Source organism: Geomonas sp. Red276, from assembly GCF_054784495.1.
In genome coordinates, this window is the sequence record NZ_BLXW01000016.1 from 94201 (window position 1) to 110412 (window position 16212).

General features: G+C 54.2%; 18 protein-coding genes and 1 tRNA gene. 16 read left to right on the top strand and 3 right to left on the bottom strand.

Annotation, left to right across the window (positions count from 1 at the left end; all coding sequences use genetic code 11):
* Positions 1-28 precede the first annotated feature (28 nt).
* A complete protein-coding gene (locus ACYVL5_RS12835; protein WP_460595970.1) occupies positions 29-1036 on the top strand; it encodes a L,D-transpeptidase family protein in 1008 nt (335 codons plus the stop codon).
* A gap of 82 nt (positions 1037-1118) precedes the next feature.
* On the top strand, positions 1119-1772 hold the full coding sequence (locus ACYVL5_RS12840) for a DedA family protein (protein WP_460595971.1): 654 nt from the start codon (positions 1119-1121) through the stop codon (positions 1770-1772).
* Between the two features lie 121 nt (positions 1773-1893).
* On the opposite strand, the gene ACYVL5_RS12845 is transcribed toward ACYVL5_RS12840, so the two are convergent.
* Positions 1894-2763, bottom strand: coding sequence for a sensor histidine kinase (locus tag ACYVL5_RS12845; RefSeq protein WP_460595972.1), 870 nt, complete (start codon positions 2761-2763; stop codon positions 1894-1896).
* Between the two features lie 323 nt (positions 2764-3086).
* On the opposite strand from ACYVL5_RS12845, the gene ACYVL5_RS12850 reads away from it, so the two are divergent.
* The 8 genes from ACYVL5_RS12850 (at position 3087) to ACYVL5_RS12885 (ending at position 8412) form a co-directional block, all read left to right on the top strand.
* Positions 3087-3827, top strand: a complete 741-nt coding sequence (locus ACYVL5_RS12850) for an RNA methyltransferase (RefSeq protein ID WP_460595973.1) — start codon at positions 3087-3089, stop codon at positions 3825-3827.
* Complete coding sequence (locus tag ACYVL5_RS12855; RefSeq protein ID WP_460595974.1) at positions 3824-4102, top strand: SemiSWEET family sugar transporter; 279 nt, start codon at positions 3824-3826, stop codon at positions 4100-4102. Before ACYVL5_RS12850 ends, ACYVL5_RS12855 begins: the two co-directional genes overlap by 4 nt.
* A gap of 263 nt (positions 4103-4365) precedes the next feature.
* The gene (surE, locus tag ACYVL5_RS12860) at positions 4366-5112 is read left to right on the top strand and encodes a 5'/3'-nucleotidase SurE (protein WP_460595975.1); all 747 of its coding nucleotides are present in this window, start codon (positions 4366-4368) and stop codon (positions 5110-5112) included.
* 55 nt (positions 5113-5167) lie between these two features.
* Entirely contained in the window at positions 5168-5812 is a 645-nt protein-coding gene (locus ACYVL5_RS12865) for a protein-L-isoaspartate O-methyltransferase family protein (protein WP_460595976.1), read from the top strand.
* A gap of 47 nt (positions 5813-5859) precedes the next feature.
* Positions 5860-6867, top strand: a complete 1008-nt coding sequence (locus ACYVL5_RS12870; RefSeq protein WP_460595977.1) for a sigma-70 family RNA polymerase sigma factor — start codon at positions 5860-5862, stop codon at positions 6865-6867.
* 15 nt (positions 6868-6882) lie between these two features.
* Positions 6883-7398 (top strand): purine phosphoribosyltransferase family protein, encoded by a 516-nt coding sequence (locus tag ACYVL5_RS12875; RefSeq protein ID WP_460595978.1) that lies wholly within the window; start codon positions 6883-6885, stop codon positions 7396-7398.
* A gap of 256 nt (positions 7399-7654) precedes the next feature.
* Positions 7655-7936 (top strand): DUF4258 domain-containing protein, encoded by a 282-nt coding sequence (locus ACYVL5_RS12880; protein ID WP_460595979.1) that lies wholly within the window; start codon positions 7655-7657, stop codon positions 7934-7936.
* On the top strand, positions 7936-8412 hold the full coding sequence (locus tag ACYVL5_RS12885) for a type II TA system antitoxin MqsA family protein (RefSeq protein ID WP_460595980.1): 477 nt from the start codon (positions 7936-7938) through the stop codon (positions 8410-8412). The genes ACYVL5_RS12880 and ACYVL5_RS12885 overlap by 1 nt, the downstream gene beginning before the upstream one ends.
* A gap of 12 nt (positions 8413-8424) precedes the next feature.
* On the opposite strand, the gene ACYVL5_RS12890 is transcribed toward ACYVL5_RS12885, so the two are convergent.
* Positions 8425-9339: a nitroreductase family protein gene (locus ACYVL5_RS12890; RefSeq protein WP_460595981.1), complete on the bottom strand. Its 915-nt coding sequence runs from the start codon at positions 9337-9339 to the stop codon at positions 8425-8427.
* Positions 9340-9594: 255 nt separating this feature from the next.
* On the opposite strand from ACYVL5_RS12890, the gene ACYVL5_RS12895 reads away from it, so the two are divergent.
* The 3 genes from ACYVL5_RS12895 to ACYVL5_RS12905 all read left to right on the top strand — a co-directional run bounded on the left by ACYVL5_RS12895 (position 9595) and on the right by ACYVL5_RS12905 (position 11407).
* A tRNA-Arg gene (locus tag ACYVL5_RS12895) sits at positions 9595-9671 on the top strand.
* 85 nt (positions 9672-9756) lie between these two features.
* Entirely contained in the window at positions 9757-11034 is a 1278-nt protein-coding gene (locus ACYVL5_RS12900; protein ID WP_460595982.1) for a tyrosine-type recombinase/integrase, read from the top strand.
* A 109-nt stretch (positions 11035-11143) separates the two neighbouring features.
* A complete protein-coding gene (locus ACYVL5_RS12905; RefSeq protein ID WP_460595983.1) occupies positions 11144-11407 on the top strand; it encodes a hypothetical protein in 264 nt (87 codons plus the stop codon).
* Between the two features lie 150 nt (positions 11408-11557).
* Here ACYVL5_RS12905 and ACYVL5_RS12910 read toward each other — a convergent pair whose 3' ends face one another.
* Positions 11558-11860 carry a hypothetical protein gene (locus tag ACYVL5_RS12910; protein WP_460595984.1) on the bottom strand — a complete coding sequence of 101 codons (303 nt, stop codon included), beginning with the start codon at positions 11858-11860 and terminating at the stop codon, positions 11558-11560.
* Positions 11861-12989: 1129 nt separating this feature from the next.
* On the opposite strand from ACYVL5_RS12910, the gene ACYVL5_RS12915 reads away from it, so the two are divergent.
* The 3 genes from ACYVL5_RS12915 (at position 12990) to ACYVL5_RS12925 (ending at position 15925) form a co-directional block, all read left to right on the top strand.
* The gene (locus ACYVL5_RS12915; RefSeq protein WP_460595985.1) at positions 12990-13451 is read left to right on the top strand and encodes a hypothetical protein; all 462 of its coding nucleotides are present in this window, start codon (positions 12990-12992) and stop codon (positions 13449-13451) included.
* A gap of 158 nt (positions 13452-13609) precedes the next feature.
* A complete protein-coding gene (locus ACYVL5_RS12920) occupies positions 13610-13969 on the top strand; it encodes a hypothetical protein (protein ID WP_460595986.1) in 360 nt (119 codons plus the stop codon).
* Positions 13970-14326: 357 nt separating this feature from the next.
* The gene (locus ACYVL5_RS12925) at positions 14327-15925 is read left to right on the top strand and encodes a hypothetical protein (protein ID WP_460595987.1); all 1599 of its coding nucleotides are present in this window, start codon (positions 14327-14329) and stop codon (positions 15923-15925) included.
* The last annotated feature ends 287 nt before the right edge of the window (positions 15926-16212 follow it).

A 16212-nucleotide genomic window follows, 5' to 3' on the forward strand; every position in this document is an offset into this window, starting at 1 on the left:
GTCAGTCGCGGTCGGGAGATTTGCCAGGATGTTACGCAAGTTGTTGTACGTGTTGTTGCCGGTAGTCGCTTTTGCCATCGTCGTCTACAAACCGCTGGCCACCTCGATGCCAGGGCCGAATCCGCTCGATCCCGCCCACGAAGACCTCACCCGTATCGAATATCCGAGTCTGTCCCAGGTCAAGTGGCACGCCCACTTCGTCCGCCCCGAAGAGTCCCTGGAATCTCTCTACGGGAACGACTGGCCCACCGTTGCCCGTTTCAATCGCATCGACCGCCGCCACGTCTACCCCGGCATGACCATCAGGGTCCCGGACGACATGGCCGCCGCCCGCAACTACTGCCCCCTCCCGCAGGAGTATCCCCCCGCGCAGCGCTATGCCAAGTACATCCTGATCGACCTCACCGAGCAGTGGATCGGCGCCTACGAGCACGGGAAGCTGGCCTTCTCCGCACCCGCCGCCACCGGTGCCGCCGGGCACGAAACCCCCACCGGCCTCTTCCAGGTCGACGCCCGCGACAAGAACCACGCCTCTTCCCTCTACAAGACCGAGGACCAAAGCGGACAGTACCCGATGGACAACGCCATGCGTTTCCATGTCGGGGCCGACAACGTCGCCTACTGGATCCACGCCCGTGACCTCCCCGGCAAGCCCGCCTCCCACGGATGCGTCGGCCTCTTCGACGAAGCGATGCAAAAGCGGGTCTACGGCGTGCCGAAAAACCCGACGCTGCTCGATTCGGAAAGATTCTTCGAATGGGCGGGGGGAGAGCCGATAGCCATCGCACGCCTCGAGTCGAAGGACACCAGCGAGGCCGAGGCCGCGGCCGAAAGCGAGGGCGCACGGGGAGCCGTTCCCAGTGCCGGCGTCGTAATGGCTGCCGCAGGCTCCACCGAAGAGGGGGCGAACGCCGAGGAGGGTGAGCGAGCGGTCCAGGGTGAAGGTTCGACCCGCGGGGCCGTCCTCGTCCGCAACGCGCCGATGGTGGAGGTACGGGGCGCGATACCGAAGTACCAGGCGGTTGCCCGCCGCTGATCCCTTTCATCATGAGGGGTTGCGAGGGTTGGGATAGCGTCTACTATTTACAAACCATTTCAACCCTACGAAGGGGAGTCGCGTGCAGCAGTTTCTCAGGGAATACCTGCAGGTTCACGGGTACTGGGTGCTTTTCATCGGCACCTTCCTGGAAGGGGAGGCCATCCTCATCTTTGCCGGGTTCCTCGCCTGCCAGGGGTATCTCAGCATCTACGGCGTCATCCTCTCCGCCTTCGCCGGTTCCTTCCTCGGTGACCAGTTCTACTTCCATTTGGGGAGGCGCAAGGGGGCACAGCTTCTCCGCATCTTCACCTCCTTCGCCAGGAAATTCCGAAAGGCCCTCCGCCTCATCGAGCGCTACGGCTCCTTCGTCGCCTTCGTTTCCCGCTATACCTACGGATTCCGTATCCTCCTCCCGGTCATCCTGGGGATGACCAACCTTTCATCCCAACGATTCCTGATGCTGAACATGGGGAGTGCCCTTTCCTGGGCCATCATCTTCTCGCTGGTCGGCTTCCTCTTCGGCAAGGGAGCCTCCATGGTGGTCGACGACCTGGAGAGCTACGAGCCGTATCTGCTGCTGATCCTCGGCGGCTTCACCGCTCTTTTATGGCTCAGCCACTTCGTCGCCCACTGGTGGCGTCGCCGTCACGCGAGAAGAAGGCTCAAACGCCTCCGCGCCTGGCGACAGAACCCGCACTCCACCCGGCACAAAAAGCACCCGGCAAAAATCTGAAGTTCAGACTCGTCCGACTGGTCCGACTGGTCCGAATCGTCCGACTGGTGGGAAAGGTGGGAGAGGTGGGAGAGGTGGGAGAGGTGGTAGGAAAGCTTAGAAAGGTAGCTGCTGAAGTGGACTAAGCCCTCGGGTACCCGACATCGGTCCCAAGGGTAAAGTAAAAGGTCGATCCCTCGTCTTCCACTCCTTCCGCCCAGATCCTTCCCCGGTGGCGCTCGACGATACGCTGGGCGGTTGCCAGCCCGATCCCGATACCCTGGAACTCCGGACCGTGCAGCCGTTCGAAAGGTTTGAAAAGGTTGTCGCTGAACCTCATGTCGAAGCCGGCCCCGTTATCCCTGACGAAATAGGCCATCTCCCCCGCGGACTCCACCTTCCCGAACTCGATGACGGTCCGCGGTTTCTGCGAGCTGTACTTCCAGGCGTTTTCCAAGAGATTGATCAAGAGCTGGCCCAGGAGGTGGTGGTCGCCGTAGGCGGTCAGTCCCGGCTCCACCCGGTACTCCGCGTTCCGGTGCGGCTCGGCCTCGCGCAACGTTTCCAGCGACGCCTCGGCCAGGTGGCTCAACTGTACCTTGGCGACTCGCAGCTCGCTGCGATGAACCTGGGAGAGCTCGAGGAGACGATCGATGACGTCCCCCATCCGGCTGGTCCCCGCCCGGATCCGGTCCAGGAGTTTCCTCGCATCGGCGGGAAGCGCCTCTTCGAAGTCCTCCTCCAGGATCGCGCAGCAGCTGTTGATCAGGCGAAGCGGCGACCGCAGATCGTGAGACACCGAGTAGCTGAAGGATTCGCGCTCTCTCACCGCCGCCTGCAAGGCCGCGGTACGCTCCTCGACCCGGCGCTCCAGGGTGGCGTGGATTTGGCACAGCTCCTCCTCCCGCTCCCTGAGCGCCTCGTCGGTGCGCCGCCGCTCCCTCAAGAGCCTTTCCCGCAGCTCGCGGATCTCCTTCAGCAGCTCTTCTCTTGTTTTTTGGCTGGAGTTCATGTATCTCTCATCAATTAATTTGCGCTAGAAATACCAAAATTACCAAAATAGGCAAGCTAAAAATGCATGGACCTCGGGAATTTACCGTGATAACCCCGAAAAATTCTGATCCAGTAGTGACCCGTTCCTGATGAGGGGCGGTCCGGTGCCCGTGGCGCGCTTGCGAGGCGGATCGCATCAGGAGCGTATTGCCAAACGCGCGCGAGTTATGGTCTAATGCCGGGCGGTCTCGTCCCCTTCACGGGATGCCGCACTATCAGCGTGAATCCGCCGAAACCGGCCGATCCGCGTCCCAATCGCCCATCAAGGAAGTATCGAACTCAATGGATCTCAAAGAACGCATTTCCGTGGTGCTGGTAGGCACCCAGAGTCCCGGCAACATCGGCATGGTCTGCCGGGCCATGAAAAACATGGGGTTACGCGACCTCCGCCTGGTCAACCCCTGCCGTCTCGATCACCTCGACGCCGTCAAGTTCGCCGTCTCCGCCCGCGATCTCCTCGACGCGGCCAAGGTCTTCACCTCGCTGGAGGAGGCCATCGCCGACAGCGAATTTTCGGTCGCCACCACCCGCCGCCACGGGAAGTACCGGAACGAAATCTGGACTCCGGGAGAAGTCGTCGAGCGCTTCCACGCCTGCGCCCCCGGCAGCCGGCTGGCCCTGGTCTTCGGCCGCGAGGACAGCGGGCTCACCACCGACGAGGTGGCCCTTTGCCGCTGGCAGTCCACCATTCCCACCGCCGACGAGTTCGGTTCCCTCAACCTCTCCCAGGCGGTATTGATCTTCTGCTACGAGTTCCTCAAAGGATCGCTCCCGGAAAGTCCGGTCCAGCCCGCCCGTGAAGTGGCCGGCTCCGCGCTCTTGGAGCCGCTCTACGCCCACATGGAGAAGGTGTTTCTGAAGATCGGCTACCTCAACCCGCAAAACCCCGACCACATGATGCGCACCATGCGCCGCATCTTCTCGCGGGCCGAACTCGACGAGCGCGAGGTGAACTCGTTGCGCGGACTCCTCTCCCAGATAGACTGGGCCTGCGCCGAGTTCAAGGGGAAGAAAGGGGCATGAACCTCGTCCACTACATCGGGCTGTTGGCGGGGGCGCTTACCTCCGGCGCCGCCCTACCTCAGGTCTGGCGGACCTGGCGGACCCGGCACGCCCGCGACATCTCGATGTGGCAGCTCGTTTTGCTGTCAACCGGGATGCTCCTCTGGCTGATCTACGGTCTACTCATCGACGATCTTCCTCTCATAGCCGCCAACTCCTTCTCGATCGGCTGCTATGTCGGGCTCATCTGCATGAAGATTCGTTTCGACAGGGAAGACGCCCGCGCCGTGACCTGAGGAGGACACCGCTCAGGCAGAAAAAAGAAATTTAAAAATGCAAATTAAATATGTTAAAGTATTTCCCGTCCCCTCCGATTCAGAAACCCATGAGTCGCATCCTCGCCTTGTCCATATCCCCTCGCCCCTTTAGGGGAGAGGGTATGACTATACAAGGGGCAGGGGAGAGGGAGGTTTAAATGGGGCGCCGGGATACGCTGTCCTGATGGGAAGAAGTCGAAACCTTAAATGCCGTCTGCAATGCCATTCACAAGGGGTACCCGTTGAAGATCCTGCTTACCAATGACGATGGTGTACACGCGCCGGGGCTGGCCGCCCTTATCAGGCGCGTGTCGGAAGTCGGCGAAGTGGTCGTGGTCGCTCCCGATCGCGAACAGAGCGCCGTCGCCCATGCCCTTACCCTGCACCATCCCCTGCGCGCCGCCCGCATCGCCGAAAACATCTTCGCGGTCGAAGGTACCCCCACCGACTGCGTGAATCTCGGCATTCACAGCCTGCTCGCCTTCCGTCCCGACCTGGTCATCTCCGGCATCAACCGGGGGGCCAACATGTGCGACGACGTCACCTATTCGGGAACCGTGGCCGCGGCACTCGAGGCCACCCTGATGGGAATTCCCGCCATCGCGGTGTCGCTCGCCACCACGGGAAAGGGAGAGCATTACGACGCCGCCGCCGAGGTGGCCGCGCGGCTCGCGGTGACGGCGCAAGCGAACGGTCTTCCCCCCGACACCTTCCTGAACGTGAACGTCCCCGATCTTCCCGCGGGAGATCTCCGCCCGCCGCTCATCACCCGGCAGGGGAAGAGGAGCTACGAGGGGACCATCGTCGGCAAGGTCGATCCGCGCGGGCGCAACTACTACTGGATCGGGACCACCGACCAGAGCTACCAGGACATTCCCGGCAGCGATTACCATGCGGTCTCCCGCGGCCACGTCTCCGTTTCGCCGCTCCATCTCGACCTCACCAACTACGCCTCACTCGAGGAACTGAAGAGGTGGGAACTGCGGTGAAGCTGGACTTTTGGTTGGTGCTTTGTTATATTTCCCCGCTGGTTTAGGGGGGAAGATGGATCTGTCCGTAGCACGAAAAAGAATGGTGGCCCAGCTCGTCAAGCGCGGGATCACCGACCAGCGCGTGATCGACGCCATGCAGCAGATCCCGAGGCATCTCTTCGTCGAGGAGGCCATGGCCGCGCAGGCGTACAGCGACACGCCGCTCCCCATCGGGGAGAAGCAGACCATCTCGCAGCCGTACACGGTGGCGCTGATGACCCAGATGCTGCAGCTGACCGGGAAGGAAAGGGTGCTCGAGCTCGGCACCGGTTCCGGTTACCAGGCCGCGGTGCTCGCCACCCTGGCCGGCTGGGTCTACACCGTAGAAAGGATCCGCCCGCTCGCCCTGAAGGCGCGCAAGGTGCTCGACGGTCTGAGACTTTTGAACGTGAACCTGCGGATCGGCGACGGAACCGACGGCTGGCCGGAGGAAGCACCCTTCGACGCCATCCTGGTGACCGCCGGAGCGCCCTCCGTTCCGGACTGCCTGATCGACCAGCTAGCACCGGGAGGGCGGATGGTGATCCCGGTGGGGGACCAGGTGGACCAGCAGCTCGTACTGGTGAAGAAAGGGTATGACGGAAGCATCGAAAGAGAAGATTCCGAAGGATGCCGCTTCGTCCGTCTGATCGGCAGGCACGGCTGGAGCGAGCACTAACCCCTGGGCAACTGAACTTACTTACCGGATTTGCATAGGAGTCCTGTATGGAACACGAAGAACTTCTCGAGGAGAAAGAGCCAATCTTTCTCGACGCGGATCGAGACCCCGATGCGATGGAACTCGAAGATGTCGAGGATGTCGAAGACGTCGAGGAAGGGGACGACGAGGGGGGCGAGGTAGAGGAAGAGGAGATCAAGGCGGCGGTGGTCGAGCACTTCGACGACGCCATCAAGCTCTACCTGCGCGAGATCCAGAAGACCAAGCTTTTGACCGCCGACGAGGAGAAGGAGCTGGCGGCCAAGATCGATCTCGGCGACAAGGCGGCCCGGGATCGCATGATCGTGTCGAACCTCCGCCTGGTGGTCAAGATCGCCAAGCGCTACATCAACCGCGGGCTCCCGTTCCTGGACCTGATCGAGGAAGGGAACATGGGGCTCATCAAGGCGGTCGAGCGCTTCAAGCTCTCCAAGGAGTGCCGCTTCTCCACCTACGCCACCTGGTGGATCAGGCAGTCCATCGAGCGCGCGCTGGTCAACCAGTCCCGCACCATCCGTCTCCCGGTACACGTTTCCGACGACATCAACAAGATGCTCAGGGTGACCCGCGAGCTCGTGCAGAAGATGAACCGCGAACCGACCATCAAGGAAGTGGCCGACACCCTCGACGTGAACGTCACCTACGTGCGGCGGCTGATGGTCCTGCTCAAGAAGACCTACTCGATCGAGCGGCCGATGGGGGAGAACAACGACTACTTCCTGATCGACACCATCGAGGACACCTCCACCATCTCGCCCGCGGTGCTCCTCGAAGACCTCAACAAGTACGAGCTGGTCTCCAAGTGGTTCGACACCCTCTCCGACGGGGAGAAGAAGATCCTGACCCTCCGTTTTGGCCTGGACGACAAGGATCCCCAGACCCTGGACACCATCGGGAGGAGCTTCGGGGTGACCCGCGAGAGGATCCGCCAGATCGAGGCGAAGTCGCTGGAGAAGCTGAGAAAGATCGTGGAAGCCACGGATATAATGGGGCGCACTGCCACCAATGGAAAATAAGGAGCGGCTATCGAGATGCAAGAACTGAAGGATATCATCAGGGACGTACCCGACTTTCCCAAGAAGGGGATTCTTTTCAAGGACATCACCACGCTTTTGGGCGACGCCAAGAGTTTCCAGCGCATGGTGGACCTTTTGGCCCACCGTTACATAGGTGAGAAAATCGACAAGGTGGTGGGGGTCGAGGCCCGCGGCTTCATCATCGGCGCCGCCCTCGCCTACAAGCTCGGCGCCGGCATCGTGCTGGTGAGAAAACCGGGCAAGCTTCCCTCCGCCACTTTCAAGAAGACGTACGATCTGGAGTACGGCACCGACACCCTCGAGATCCACATCGACGCCATCAAGCCGGGCGAGCGGGTGCTGGTTGCCGACGATCTGTTGGCCACCGGCGGCACCATGTCCGCCGTGGTCGACATGGTGCAAGAGCTGGGCGCCGACCTCGTCGAATGCTGCTTCATGGCCGAGCTCGAATTCCTGGACGGAAAGAAGAAACTCCCCGAAGGCAAAGTCTTCTCCCTCCTGAAGTTCTAGTCTTCCTCACTAAATAAAAAGGGGACTGGCTCCGCCAGGTGCCAGTCCCCCTGTCCGCCCGTACGTAGATAGCCTCCTCTCCGCAAACCTCCCTCTGTGGTCTGTCGCCCCTTCATAAAAATCCTCCCCACCGAAAAACATTCCAGAAAAGGTGGCTTCCTTACCGACGCGTGATGTGTATCATTTAAGTGCTGGCTAATGTCTGTTGTGCCTAGCACAAGTATTTCATTGAACACAATCATGGGATGGTGTAATCATGTTGCTGGAGCCTCTCTCCCGAAAGGATGCGAAGGCCCTAATCCGGGCCATTCTCAGAAGCGGCATCGTGACCTATGCCAGACCGCACGCTCTCGAGCGCATGGCGAAGCGAGCGATCAGCACTGTTGACTGCGAAAACGTGCTGTATGGCGGAGTTGTTCACGATCCGGAGCTTGAAAACGGGACGTGGCGGTATCGAGTTGAAACCAGGAAGATGTGTGTGGTTATTAGATTCGAGGACGATACAGTTCTGCAAATAGTAACTGCGTGGAGGAACTGATGATCTGTGGGATCTGCGGAAAAGAAGAGATGGTCGAGGTAGTCGAGCCCTACCACTATACCGAGTGTGGGTTGAGCAACATCGTGCTGGAAGGGATACGTGTTAGGAAATGCGATGGCTGTGGCAACACAATGCCCATGATTCCCGCTCTGTCTGGCCTTCACTACGCCATCGCTCGAGAGGTCATCAAGAAGCAGGGAAATCTGGAGCCCTCCGAGATTGTGTTCCTAAGGAAATACCTCGGTTGGTCCGGGGTAGACTTTGCGAGGAATATGCACAGCACGAGCTCCCAGGTCTCGAAATGGGAATCGGGTAAAGTGAGGATGAGTACGCCCACCGAGCTTCTTTTACGGGAGATGGTCGCCAGGGGGAAGAAGATTGACGATTATCACAGCTACGACATAAACCACGAACAGACTGCGGTGAGGCATCGTCGTTTCCAGCACGAGCGGGAAGGCTGGAAGTCGGCAGCGTAGGATTAAGGCCCTTCAGTCCCCCAACCAGCTGACCGCAGAGAAGTGTCTGGTAATTCCCCGCCTGAAGGCCACCGCCGGATACCCCAGAATCAAAGCGATCGCCGGCTTGTTTCCCTCCGGAATCCCCAACTCCCCGCAGAGTTTCCTGTTGCGAACGAGGATAGGAGCCGCCGCGCCGATCATGGTGCTCCCGAGCCCCAGCGACTCCGCTGCAAGCATTGCGTATGTGCAGGCGATCATGGTCTCCGAAGGATCGACGTAGGGCGAGTGATGGAAGATAATTACCGCAGGTGCATCGTAAAAGAGGAGATCCCTTCCCTTTGCCTTGCCGTCGATGTACGCCTTCGCCAGGGGGATGATGAAGCCGCTCATCTGTTCGTACGCCGGCTTCTTCATGAACAGCCGCAACAGAGCGAGGAGCCCCGGCCTCATCACCTTCAAAAGCCCCTCGTACCCCTTCAGGATTTCGTCCGCGAGTCCCTGCACCCGTTCCCTTCCCCGGACGACCACGCACCCCACATCCCACGGCGGGATTCCCATGGGACCGGTCGCCGCCATGGAAAGTACCTTCTCCAGGATCTCCCTTGAGGGGACCTCCCCGGTGAAGTGGCGCACGCTCCGTCGTGACCGTATGAGCGCTGCCATTGCCGCGCCGTCCGCCCGTTCCTCGCGCGGAGGGAGCGGGAAGAGGTCCGCAGGAGAAACGCCGCGGCCGGTCACCTCGATGCATTCCGACGGGCAGGACATCATGCAGTGTCCGCAGGCGATGCAGCCGAAGTTACTTTCCGGGTGGACGGTCAACACCCCTTTCTCCATGCGGAGCACTTCGACCGGGCAGATCCCGGCGCAAATCCCGCAATTCGTGCAGATGGCGTGATCGACCGTAACCGTCCCCGCTTCCCGGTAAAGACTATGAGCAACCGCCATGGATACCCCCTTCGCGTATCCGGATTAAAAAACGTTGGACATTATGCCACCGTCCCCTCCCACCTTCAAGGGGAGTAAAACGTAGAACCCGTTGAGAGGAGCCACGCGTCGCGTCCCCCCCTTTGCGACGTGTCCGCTGAAGCCTTGGCGAAGGCGGAAGGGGGGACAGGGGGGATTTGCCTTCCGATGTCGTCTGTTCCAGATAAACCCCTTGCAAAACAGCTCGTCCTGCGTTATAAAGTCTGTCTCACTTGTGTCCCCGTAGCTCAGCAGGATAGAGCACTTCCCTCCTAAGGAAGGGGTCGGACGTTCGAATCGTCTCGGGGACGCCACCTTTGTAAGTAGCTGTAATAGCAGCATAAAAACAGAGCCTCTCAGCTTTAGGTATACAACTAGGTATACAACGAGCGAGAGGCTTTGTCATATCCAACACACCTCATCAAGGTCAATAGCAGGTTCTACTACAAGATAAAAGTCCCTGCGGACCTGTCCCATCTGTTCCCCTGTCGATTTATCAAGAAGTCTCTTCAAACCAACCAGTTACATGCAGCGAAGGTGATGCTGTGGAACCATGAGTTCAAGACCAACAATGCCTTTGCCTTGTTGCGTACCGGCACGCTTGCATCTGAACAGGTGGAGCAGGTGGTGCATAGTTTGTTGCCAGTTCAAAAGGAACCTAGGACCAAGGCAGGGAGTCGGCTGGCTGAGGTGATAAAGATATACACCGCAGAGAAGGAGGCTGGCTGGACAGAGAAGACAAAGCTGGAGGTAGAAGGGGTCTTTAAGCTCCTGGTTGATATCCTTGGCAATGTTGACGTGGCAACCATCACCAGACCCATGCTGATCGACCTGAGATCCTCATTGTTGAAGGTGCCACCGCACTTCTACAAGAGGAATCCTGGACGGTCGGTGAAGGAGGGCATAACGGCCAACACAGGTGAAGGTATAAGCGTTAAATCCGTCAACAAGCATGTAGCCAGGATCGGTAGCCTGTTGAAATACTGCCATGAGCAGGATATGATACCGAGGAACCCAGCGACCGGCTTGCAGTTGGCAACTAAGGTGAGGGCAGACGAAGAGAGAAGCGCATACACCCTTGGTGATATCAAGAATATCGTGGCAAACTTACCTGTGGACACAAAGACACCTGAACGCTACTGGGTGCCGCTCATTGGTCTGTATTCAGGACTGCGGCTAAACGAGATATGTCAGCTGCATGTCGAAGATATCGTAAAGGTAGATGACAGTTGGTGCTTCGATATCAACGAGGCTGGTGATAAGCGGCTCAAGAATGCAGCCAGTACGAGGGTGATACCCATACACCCTAAGCTGATAGAGGTGGGACTGATCAGCTACTACGAGGAAATGAAGGAAACTAAACAGCCCCGATTGTGGATGAACCTGGAGTTGATACGCCTGCACGGGTACACGAACGGCATCGGGAAGTGGTATGCGAGGTACAACCGAGAGTATGTAACAGATGATCCGAAGAAGGTGTTTCACAGCATGCGTCATACCGTGGCGGACATGCTGAAGCAGAAAGGAATTTCTGAAGCTGCAATAGCTGAAATTCTGGGTCATGCTCATGCCACAATCACCAGTGGCCGTTATGGTAAGAGGTATCAGCCCAAGGTTCTCTTGGAGGCATTGCAGCATTTGGATTTTGGGGTTACGATATCAAAAAGGGATTGGTGAAGTGGGTACCGTAGGCTTGTAACTTGCGGTGATTGCGTTATATTGGTTAAATGGATAGCTTGTAACAGGTTCGATGTCGAGGGAGATTGCCTGATAAAAGGAGGCTGCAATGGCAGGAAGCAAATCTATATTGACTGAAATATTGGCCCCCAAGCTGCCACCAGAAGAACGACAAAAGTTCATAGCGTGGTCAAATGATGTGTCTAATGAAGAGTATGATGAGGGCCTTGCCTTGTTCTTTCAGATTGATGAATTACAAGAGGCCGTAGGTGACTACGCTATTGAGCAATTGCAAGAACTTGAAATGCATTGCAATATCAAAATAACAGCGACAATTGATGTCCATGGCAGCGTTTATAGATATCGTCTGTGACAAAGGCAAGTGATATTGATACTGAAAGTGTTTGCCAGCCAAATTGATTATCTAATCTTTGTATATATCAGTATAGATAAATAATAACCAAATCGAAGTGGCTGTGAAGTACTGATACTGGCAATTATAAAAACAAAAATGGCGGATTGGCTAAAGCGGCTTTTTGCTATTAATTAAACGTTCAATGGTGTGCGATACTTTTAACCTCATTTTATCACGAAATAATTTATCGTTTCGAATTCTTCCAATAAAATTCATAGACGACATTGCTATTGAGTGCTCAAGTAAAAAATAGTAATAATCTTCCTCATCTTCATCAGATAAAATTATGCGATATTGTTGTATGATATGATGTGAATTTGTTTGTTTGGTAATGATGCATGTAGGATATTCATTTTTTATAACATCGAGCTCAGCTTCACCCAATAGTAATGTATCTATAATTGCTCCCATAAATCACCTCAGTAGCAATATAAATGAAAATAGCTCAAAGTCAATTCGAGTTACTCAAAGTTCAAAATATATCAGTCATATTTACTGGAAACGCTTAAGTTTAGGCTTCTTGTTCAGGCATGTCGAGTCGTTATTTTTGAATGCCAATTTGCATAAACCATCTTGACCAAGGCACACACACCAATAACAGGGATATTCTTTTAACATTTTAATTTCCATTTTCGATTCCTCCCATTAATTGAAATTCTCTCTTTTCGTAAGGGTATAAGGGCATTCGTCGAATAAACGGATGATCCGTCATGTGGTTGGCATATTTTTATTATAACTAGCTAACGTTAATGTGCAAGACAAAAAAGCAATATCAGCCAGCCACGGGTAAAGTTTTTATATAACACCGAGGATGGTAAGCGGTATCAGCCGAAGGTGCTTCTGGAGGCTCTTGTGCAGTTGGACTATGGAGTTGATGTCCCTGTTTGGAAGACGTAGGCAAGAGAGGGTGTTTTGCTTGCTTGGTGGTCGGTAGAATCTTTCCTATAACGACGCCTTAGCAAGTGAAGCACCTTTTTTTATCTGTCCGAACCCCTCTTGGTGGTGTTGGTGATTTTGGTGGTTCTGGTAATGACGCTGTTGGTCTCGAAGGTGGTGATTGGCAGGTATCGTGCCGAGAGGGTTGTAGTTGGTCCTGGTGGTCGGTATCGGAATTGTAGTCATGAGAGACTATGGTGGTGATGGTCTGACGCGCTTCGCTTGTCACCTTGCTCTTCAGTACAAACGGTGAGGCTGTTTGTCCTTCATCACAAGGGCTGGTAGACGTATCCTCATGGTCGGTGTTTCCCGCTGTCAAAGACCCACGATGTAAGATGTTGATGGTGGTCTTATTCCTCATTCCGCAGTTCAAATCCCGTCATCATTCCCGTCACTCTTTTGTAACTATCTGTAATGTAAGCGAAAGTAACGGATAGGGAATCCGTTGCGCGTCATAAGATGCTGAAAATCCAGAGAGAACGTGTCTGGGGCAGTAACCTTGGGCTGTAGTGTATTCCTGAAAATACTATGCTGTATTCTTTTCTGTTGACAGGGAATCCGAAGCCGGTTATAGTCCGATCACCTTAAGGCGAAAGGAGGTCAGATGGTCAAGAGGACATTCAGTATCCCTGATGAGAAGGAAGTCGTGTACGAGAGGTTCAAGGAGATCGTGCCTGAGGTGTCGGGTGCTCTCATGGAGATGATCGAGGGCTATGTAAGGCGGCATGAAGCTCAACAGAAGAGTATGGAGGCTCAGAGGGTCTTTAAGGGAAAGCATAACAGGGATAGCGACGTGTTCACCGGCCAGGAGTTCCGGTTCTTTGGAACTGTGGTTGACTCTGACACCGATGATAACGGAACCGTGAGGACTGTTTTCTACACCAAGAAGGGTAAGTTTCTGGTCTATGCTGTTGATATCGTAGATGATATCGAGAGCATGGGATTCTCGGTATACGAGAACTACGAAGAGATGGCTGTGAAGATTCCGAGAGACCTGCTGATGAAGTGTCAGGAGAAGCTTAGTTTAAGCAGCAATGTGAGGACTTACATAGAGTTGGACGTTTAGGCTGGAGAGGAGACCAGCAATAGAAAGCCCCATCAACTGCGGGAACAGTCGATAGGGCGGGGTCAATGTCACTTGGGGGGTCACATCAACCACTGTCATTATGGGACCAATGATTCCGTGATGCAACTGTAAAATGCCCTAGGAGGGGCTTAGCAAACATGAAAATCACTACTGCCACTATCGCTGATGTCGAAACTGCACTTCTCGCCTTTCAGGTCGCTGCGGAACGAGATGCTAACCTGGAAGTTCGGTCTGGTAAGAAGCTGGCAGCTGTTGTCGAAGCCCTTACGCCAAAAGATGGCGTGACCAAAGACCTCAACCAGGCATACACCAACGGTGAAAAGTGGCACGCTGTCAATGCTAAGACCAGGAAGCATGGTTGCACGCCTGAGAATGAGCAGGAGAAGATTAAATGGTACATCCAGAACACGGATGCCTATGCTCGCCACTTTGGTAACCCTGAGACCAAGGCAAAGGTGGAAGGTTGGCTTGCAGAGACCTTCCCTGTCGCAGTTTAACCTACTCAGGGGAGGTTCCCTAGATCCTACCATGTCTTGATAACCACCAAGCCCTTGAGGACCCCAAAGCCTTGAGGGCTTTTTTGTCTCTTTGGTGTAGTAGTGCGAGTGTCGAAGTAGCCAGTATTTATAGGAGTTTGTCGCTTATCTTTACTTATTTTACATTATCGTTCCGTTCATATTTCTATCGACCCACTTGCAGGTTGAATAATACATAAAGCCACAGTATCGCTGTAAGAGTGCCGTAAGGCTTGGTTGATATATGTAAGAGGCTCACAGTGTAGGAGGCTATCAGACGTAGGTTTTTAATGTGTCTGGTGTAGTACCTTTAGTCTGACAGATTGACGAGGAGTCGGTATGCTTGACAATCCCTTACAGAACTCAAGACTGTTTGATCCATATAGATACAGCAATCACAAAAACGTCATCGTGGCATGTGAGTGTTTATACAGAGAGCTTGGCTTCAATGATAAGCGCTTACGTCCCTATGTTATGATGTTGCTGTTGGATCTGTATTGGTGTTGGAGAAGTGATCCTACTCAGTATATTTGCTGTGCAAGGGACAAGAACAGGTATGGTGCTAATAGTAGGTATGCAAGTATAGCGATTGGCCATCGTGGCATTGTCAAAGTGATGAATGGTCTCATTGACAATGAGTATGTTGAACACGTAGATGCAACCTGCTACCGAGATCCTGTTACTAATAAACCTTACGCTGGATACACCAACAGAATCAGAGCCAAGAAGAAGCTCGTGCGGCTGATGGTTAAGCATAAAGTAAAGTTGTCAATGATATCAAGGCATCCGAATGAAACGGTCATCAAGTTCCGTAGTGAGAAGGATGAGAATGATGTCGCTAGAGATATCAAGGAGTTCACAGCTCCAAGAGATGTTGAAAGATCTGCGAAAATCCTAACCAAGTATAACAACCTGTTGCAGAGATCGTATATTGATCTTGATGATGAGCTTGCTACAGATGAAGAACTACGAGAGGCAGGGATACGTGAGTACAAGATTGATCTTTCGAGAAAGGGCGTCTACCGGGTCTTTAACGATGAGAACTGGAGGCATGGAGGCAGAATATATGGTGCGTGGTGGCATGGTTGTCCAAAAGAACTAAGGAAGTATATTCTTATAGACAATGAGCCAGTAGTAGAACTTGATTTTTCATCAATACATGTGTTGCTGTTGTATGCTCACTTGGGAGCGAACTTTCTTGATGAAGGTGCCGATGCTTATACGATTGAAGGTCATGATTTCCGAAGTGCAATGAAGGTTGTTATGATGTCCGCTATAAATGCTAAACCAGATGATGAAGCAGATGGAGAGACGAGAGCTATCCAAGCTACGTGGGATACCTTGATAAAGAAGTTGAACAGAAAGCGTGTGGAGTATGGTATCACCTCGCACGAAAGCTTATATGAGATGCTTGATGCTATTAAAGAGAGACACAAACCGATAGCCGACTTCCTAGAGTCAGGTGAAGGTATAAGGCTACAGCGTGAAGATTCAGATATTGCTGTAGATATAATAGAGCATCACCTAAAGATGAATGTTCCGATCTTGACAGTACACGACAGCTTTATAGTGCCGAGAATGATGTGGCCATTCACTATAGATATTATGAATCAAGCCTACGGAAAGATGGTGGCTAAGTACCTCGGAGCGGGCTTCAAGAGTACTGCTGATACGATACACTGGCATCACGGACTGATACAGCAGGATACTTCAGACAATATAAACGTTTCAGGCTTGATAAAGCCAGCATACACAAGAGAACAGTTAACAGAGGCGTATAACAGATTAGACACGAGAGTAACATCGAAACAGTTAAGAAGACAGTTTAGGTGGTGTAAGAACAAGTATCAGTATGATATTCTGTATAGAAAGGTACTGTATCGTAAGAAGGAAGTAACAGGAGTAGAGATACAGGAAGATGTAGCAGAGGGACATTAGGATAGAGATTTGGTGTAGGTATCGTAGCAAGCGGGGGTAACACCCATTACTCATCCCACAAGTCAATTAAACTATTGATGTTGTTATGGTATTTTTGCAAAGCTGTTGATTCGGAGGGGGGCTGCGAGCCGAGGTGCTAGGCCCGATACGCGAAATTCTCGCGGGAAAGGCGTGGGAGGAGACCGCATAGGTGCAGTGGTCTACCTGAGATTATTGTTGCGGGACATGAACAGAGGAGGCAATCAAAGGTATGGGACCCATTGCAGAGAGTGTTCAACCCCAGCATC

What these genes read in the sequence shown, in the direction of transcription:
- ACYVL5_RS12920 (WP_460595986.1), top strand. Translation starts at nt 13,610, where the DNA reads ATGAAAATCACTACTGCCACTATCGCTGATGTCGAAACTGCACTTCTC.
- ACYVL5_RS12905 (WP_460595983.1), top strand. Translation starts at nt 11,144, where the DNA reads ATGGCAGGAAGCAAATCTATATTGACTGAAATATTGGCCCCCAAGCTG.
- ACYVL5_RS12850 (WP_460595973.1), top strand. Translation starts at nt 3,087, where the DNA reads ATGGATCTCAAAGAACGCATTTCCGTGGTGCTGGTAGGCACCCAGAGT.
- ACYVL5_RS12865 (WP_460595976.1), top strand. Translation starts at nt 5,168, where the DNA reads ATGGATCTGTCCGTAGCACGAAAAAGAATGGTGGCCCAGCTCGTCAAG.
- ACYVL5_RS12885 (WP_460595980.1), top strand. Translation starts at nt 7,936, where the DNA reads ATGATCTGTGGGATCTGCGGAAAAGAAGAGATGGTCGAGGTAGTCGAG.
- ACYVL5_RS12925 (WP_460595987.1), top strand. Translation starts at nt 14,327, where the DNA reads ATGCTTGACAATCCCTTACAGAACTCAAGACTGTTTGATCCATATAGA.
- ACYVL5_RS12880 (WP_460595979.1), top strand. Translation starts at nt 7,655, where the DNA reads ATGTTGCTGGAGCCTCTCTCCCGAAAGGATGCGAAGGCCCTAATCCGG.
- ACYVL5_RS12870 (WP_460595977.1), top strand. Translation starts at nt 5,860, where the DNA reads ATGGAACACGAAGAACTTCTCGAGGAGAAAGAGCCAATCTTTCTCGAC.
- ACYVL5_RS12910 (WP_460595984.1), bottom strand. Translation starts at nt 11,860, where the DNA reads ATGGGAGCAATTATAGATACATTACTATTGGGTGAAGCTGAGCTCGAT.
- ACYVL5_RS12835 (WP_460595970.1), top strand. Translation starts at nt 29, where the DNA reads ATGTTACGCAAGTTGTTGTACGTGTTGTTGCCGGTAGTCGCTTTTGCC.
- ACYVL5_RS12890 (WP_460595981.1), bottom strand. Translation starts at nt 9,339, where the DNA reads ATGGCGGTTGCTCATAGTCTTTACCGGGAAGCGGGGACGGTTACGGTC.
- ACYVL5_RS12875 (WP_460595978.1), top strand. Translation starts at nt 6,883, where the DNA reads ATGCAAGAACTGAAGGATATCATCAGGGACGTACCCGACTTTCCCAAG.
- ACYVL5_RS12855 (WP_460595974.1), top strand. Translation starts at nt 3,824, where the DNA reads ATGAACCTCGTCCACTACATCGGGCTGTTGGCGGGGGCGCTTACCTCC.
- ACYVL5_RS12845 (WP_460595972.1), bottom strand. Translation starts at nt 2,763, where the DNA reads ATGAACTCCAGCCAAAAAACAAGAGAAGAGCTGCTGAAGGAGATCCGC.
- ACYVL5_RS12915 (WP_460595985.1), top strand. Translation starts at nt 12,990, where the DNA reads ATGGTCAAGAGGACATTCAGTATCCCTGATGAGAAGGAAGTCGTGTAC.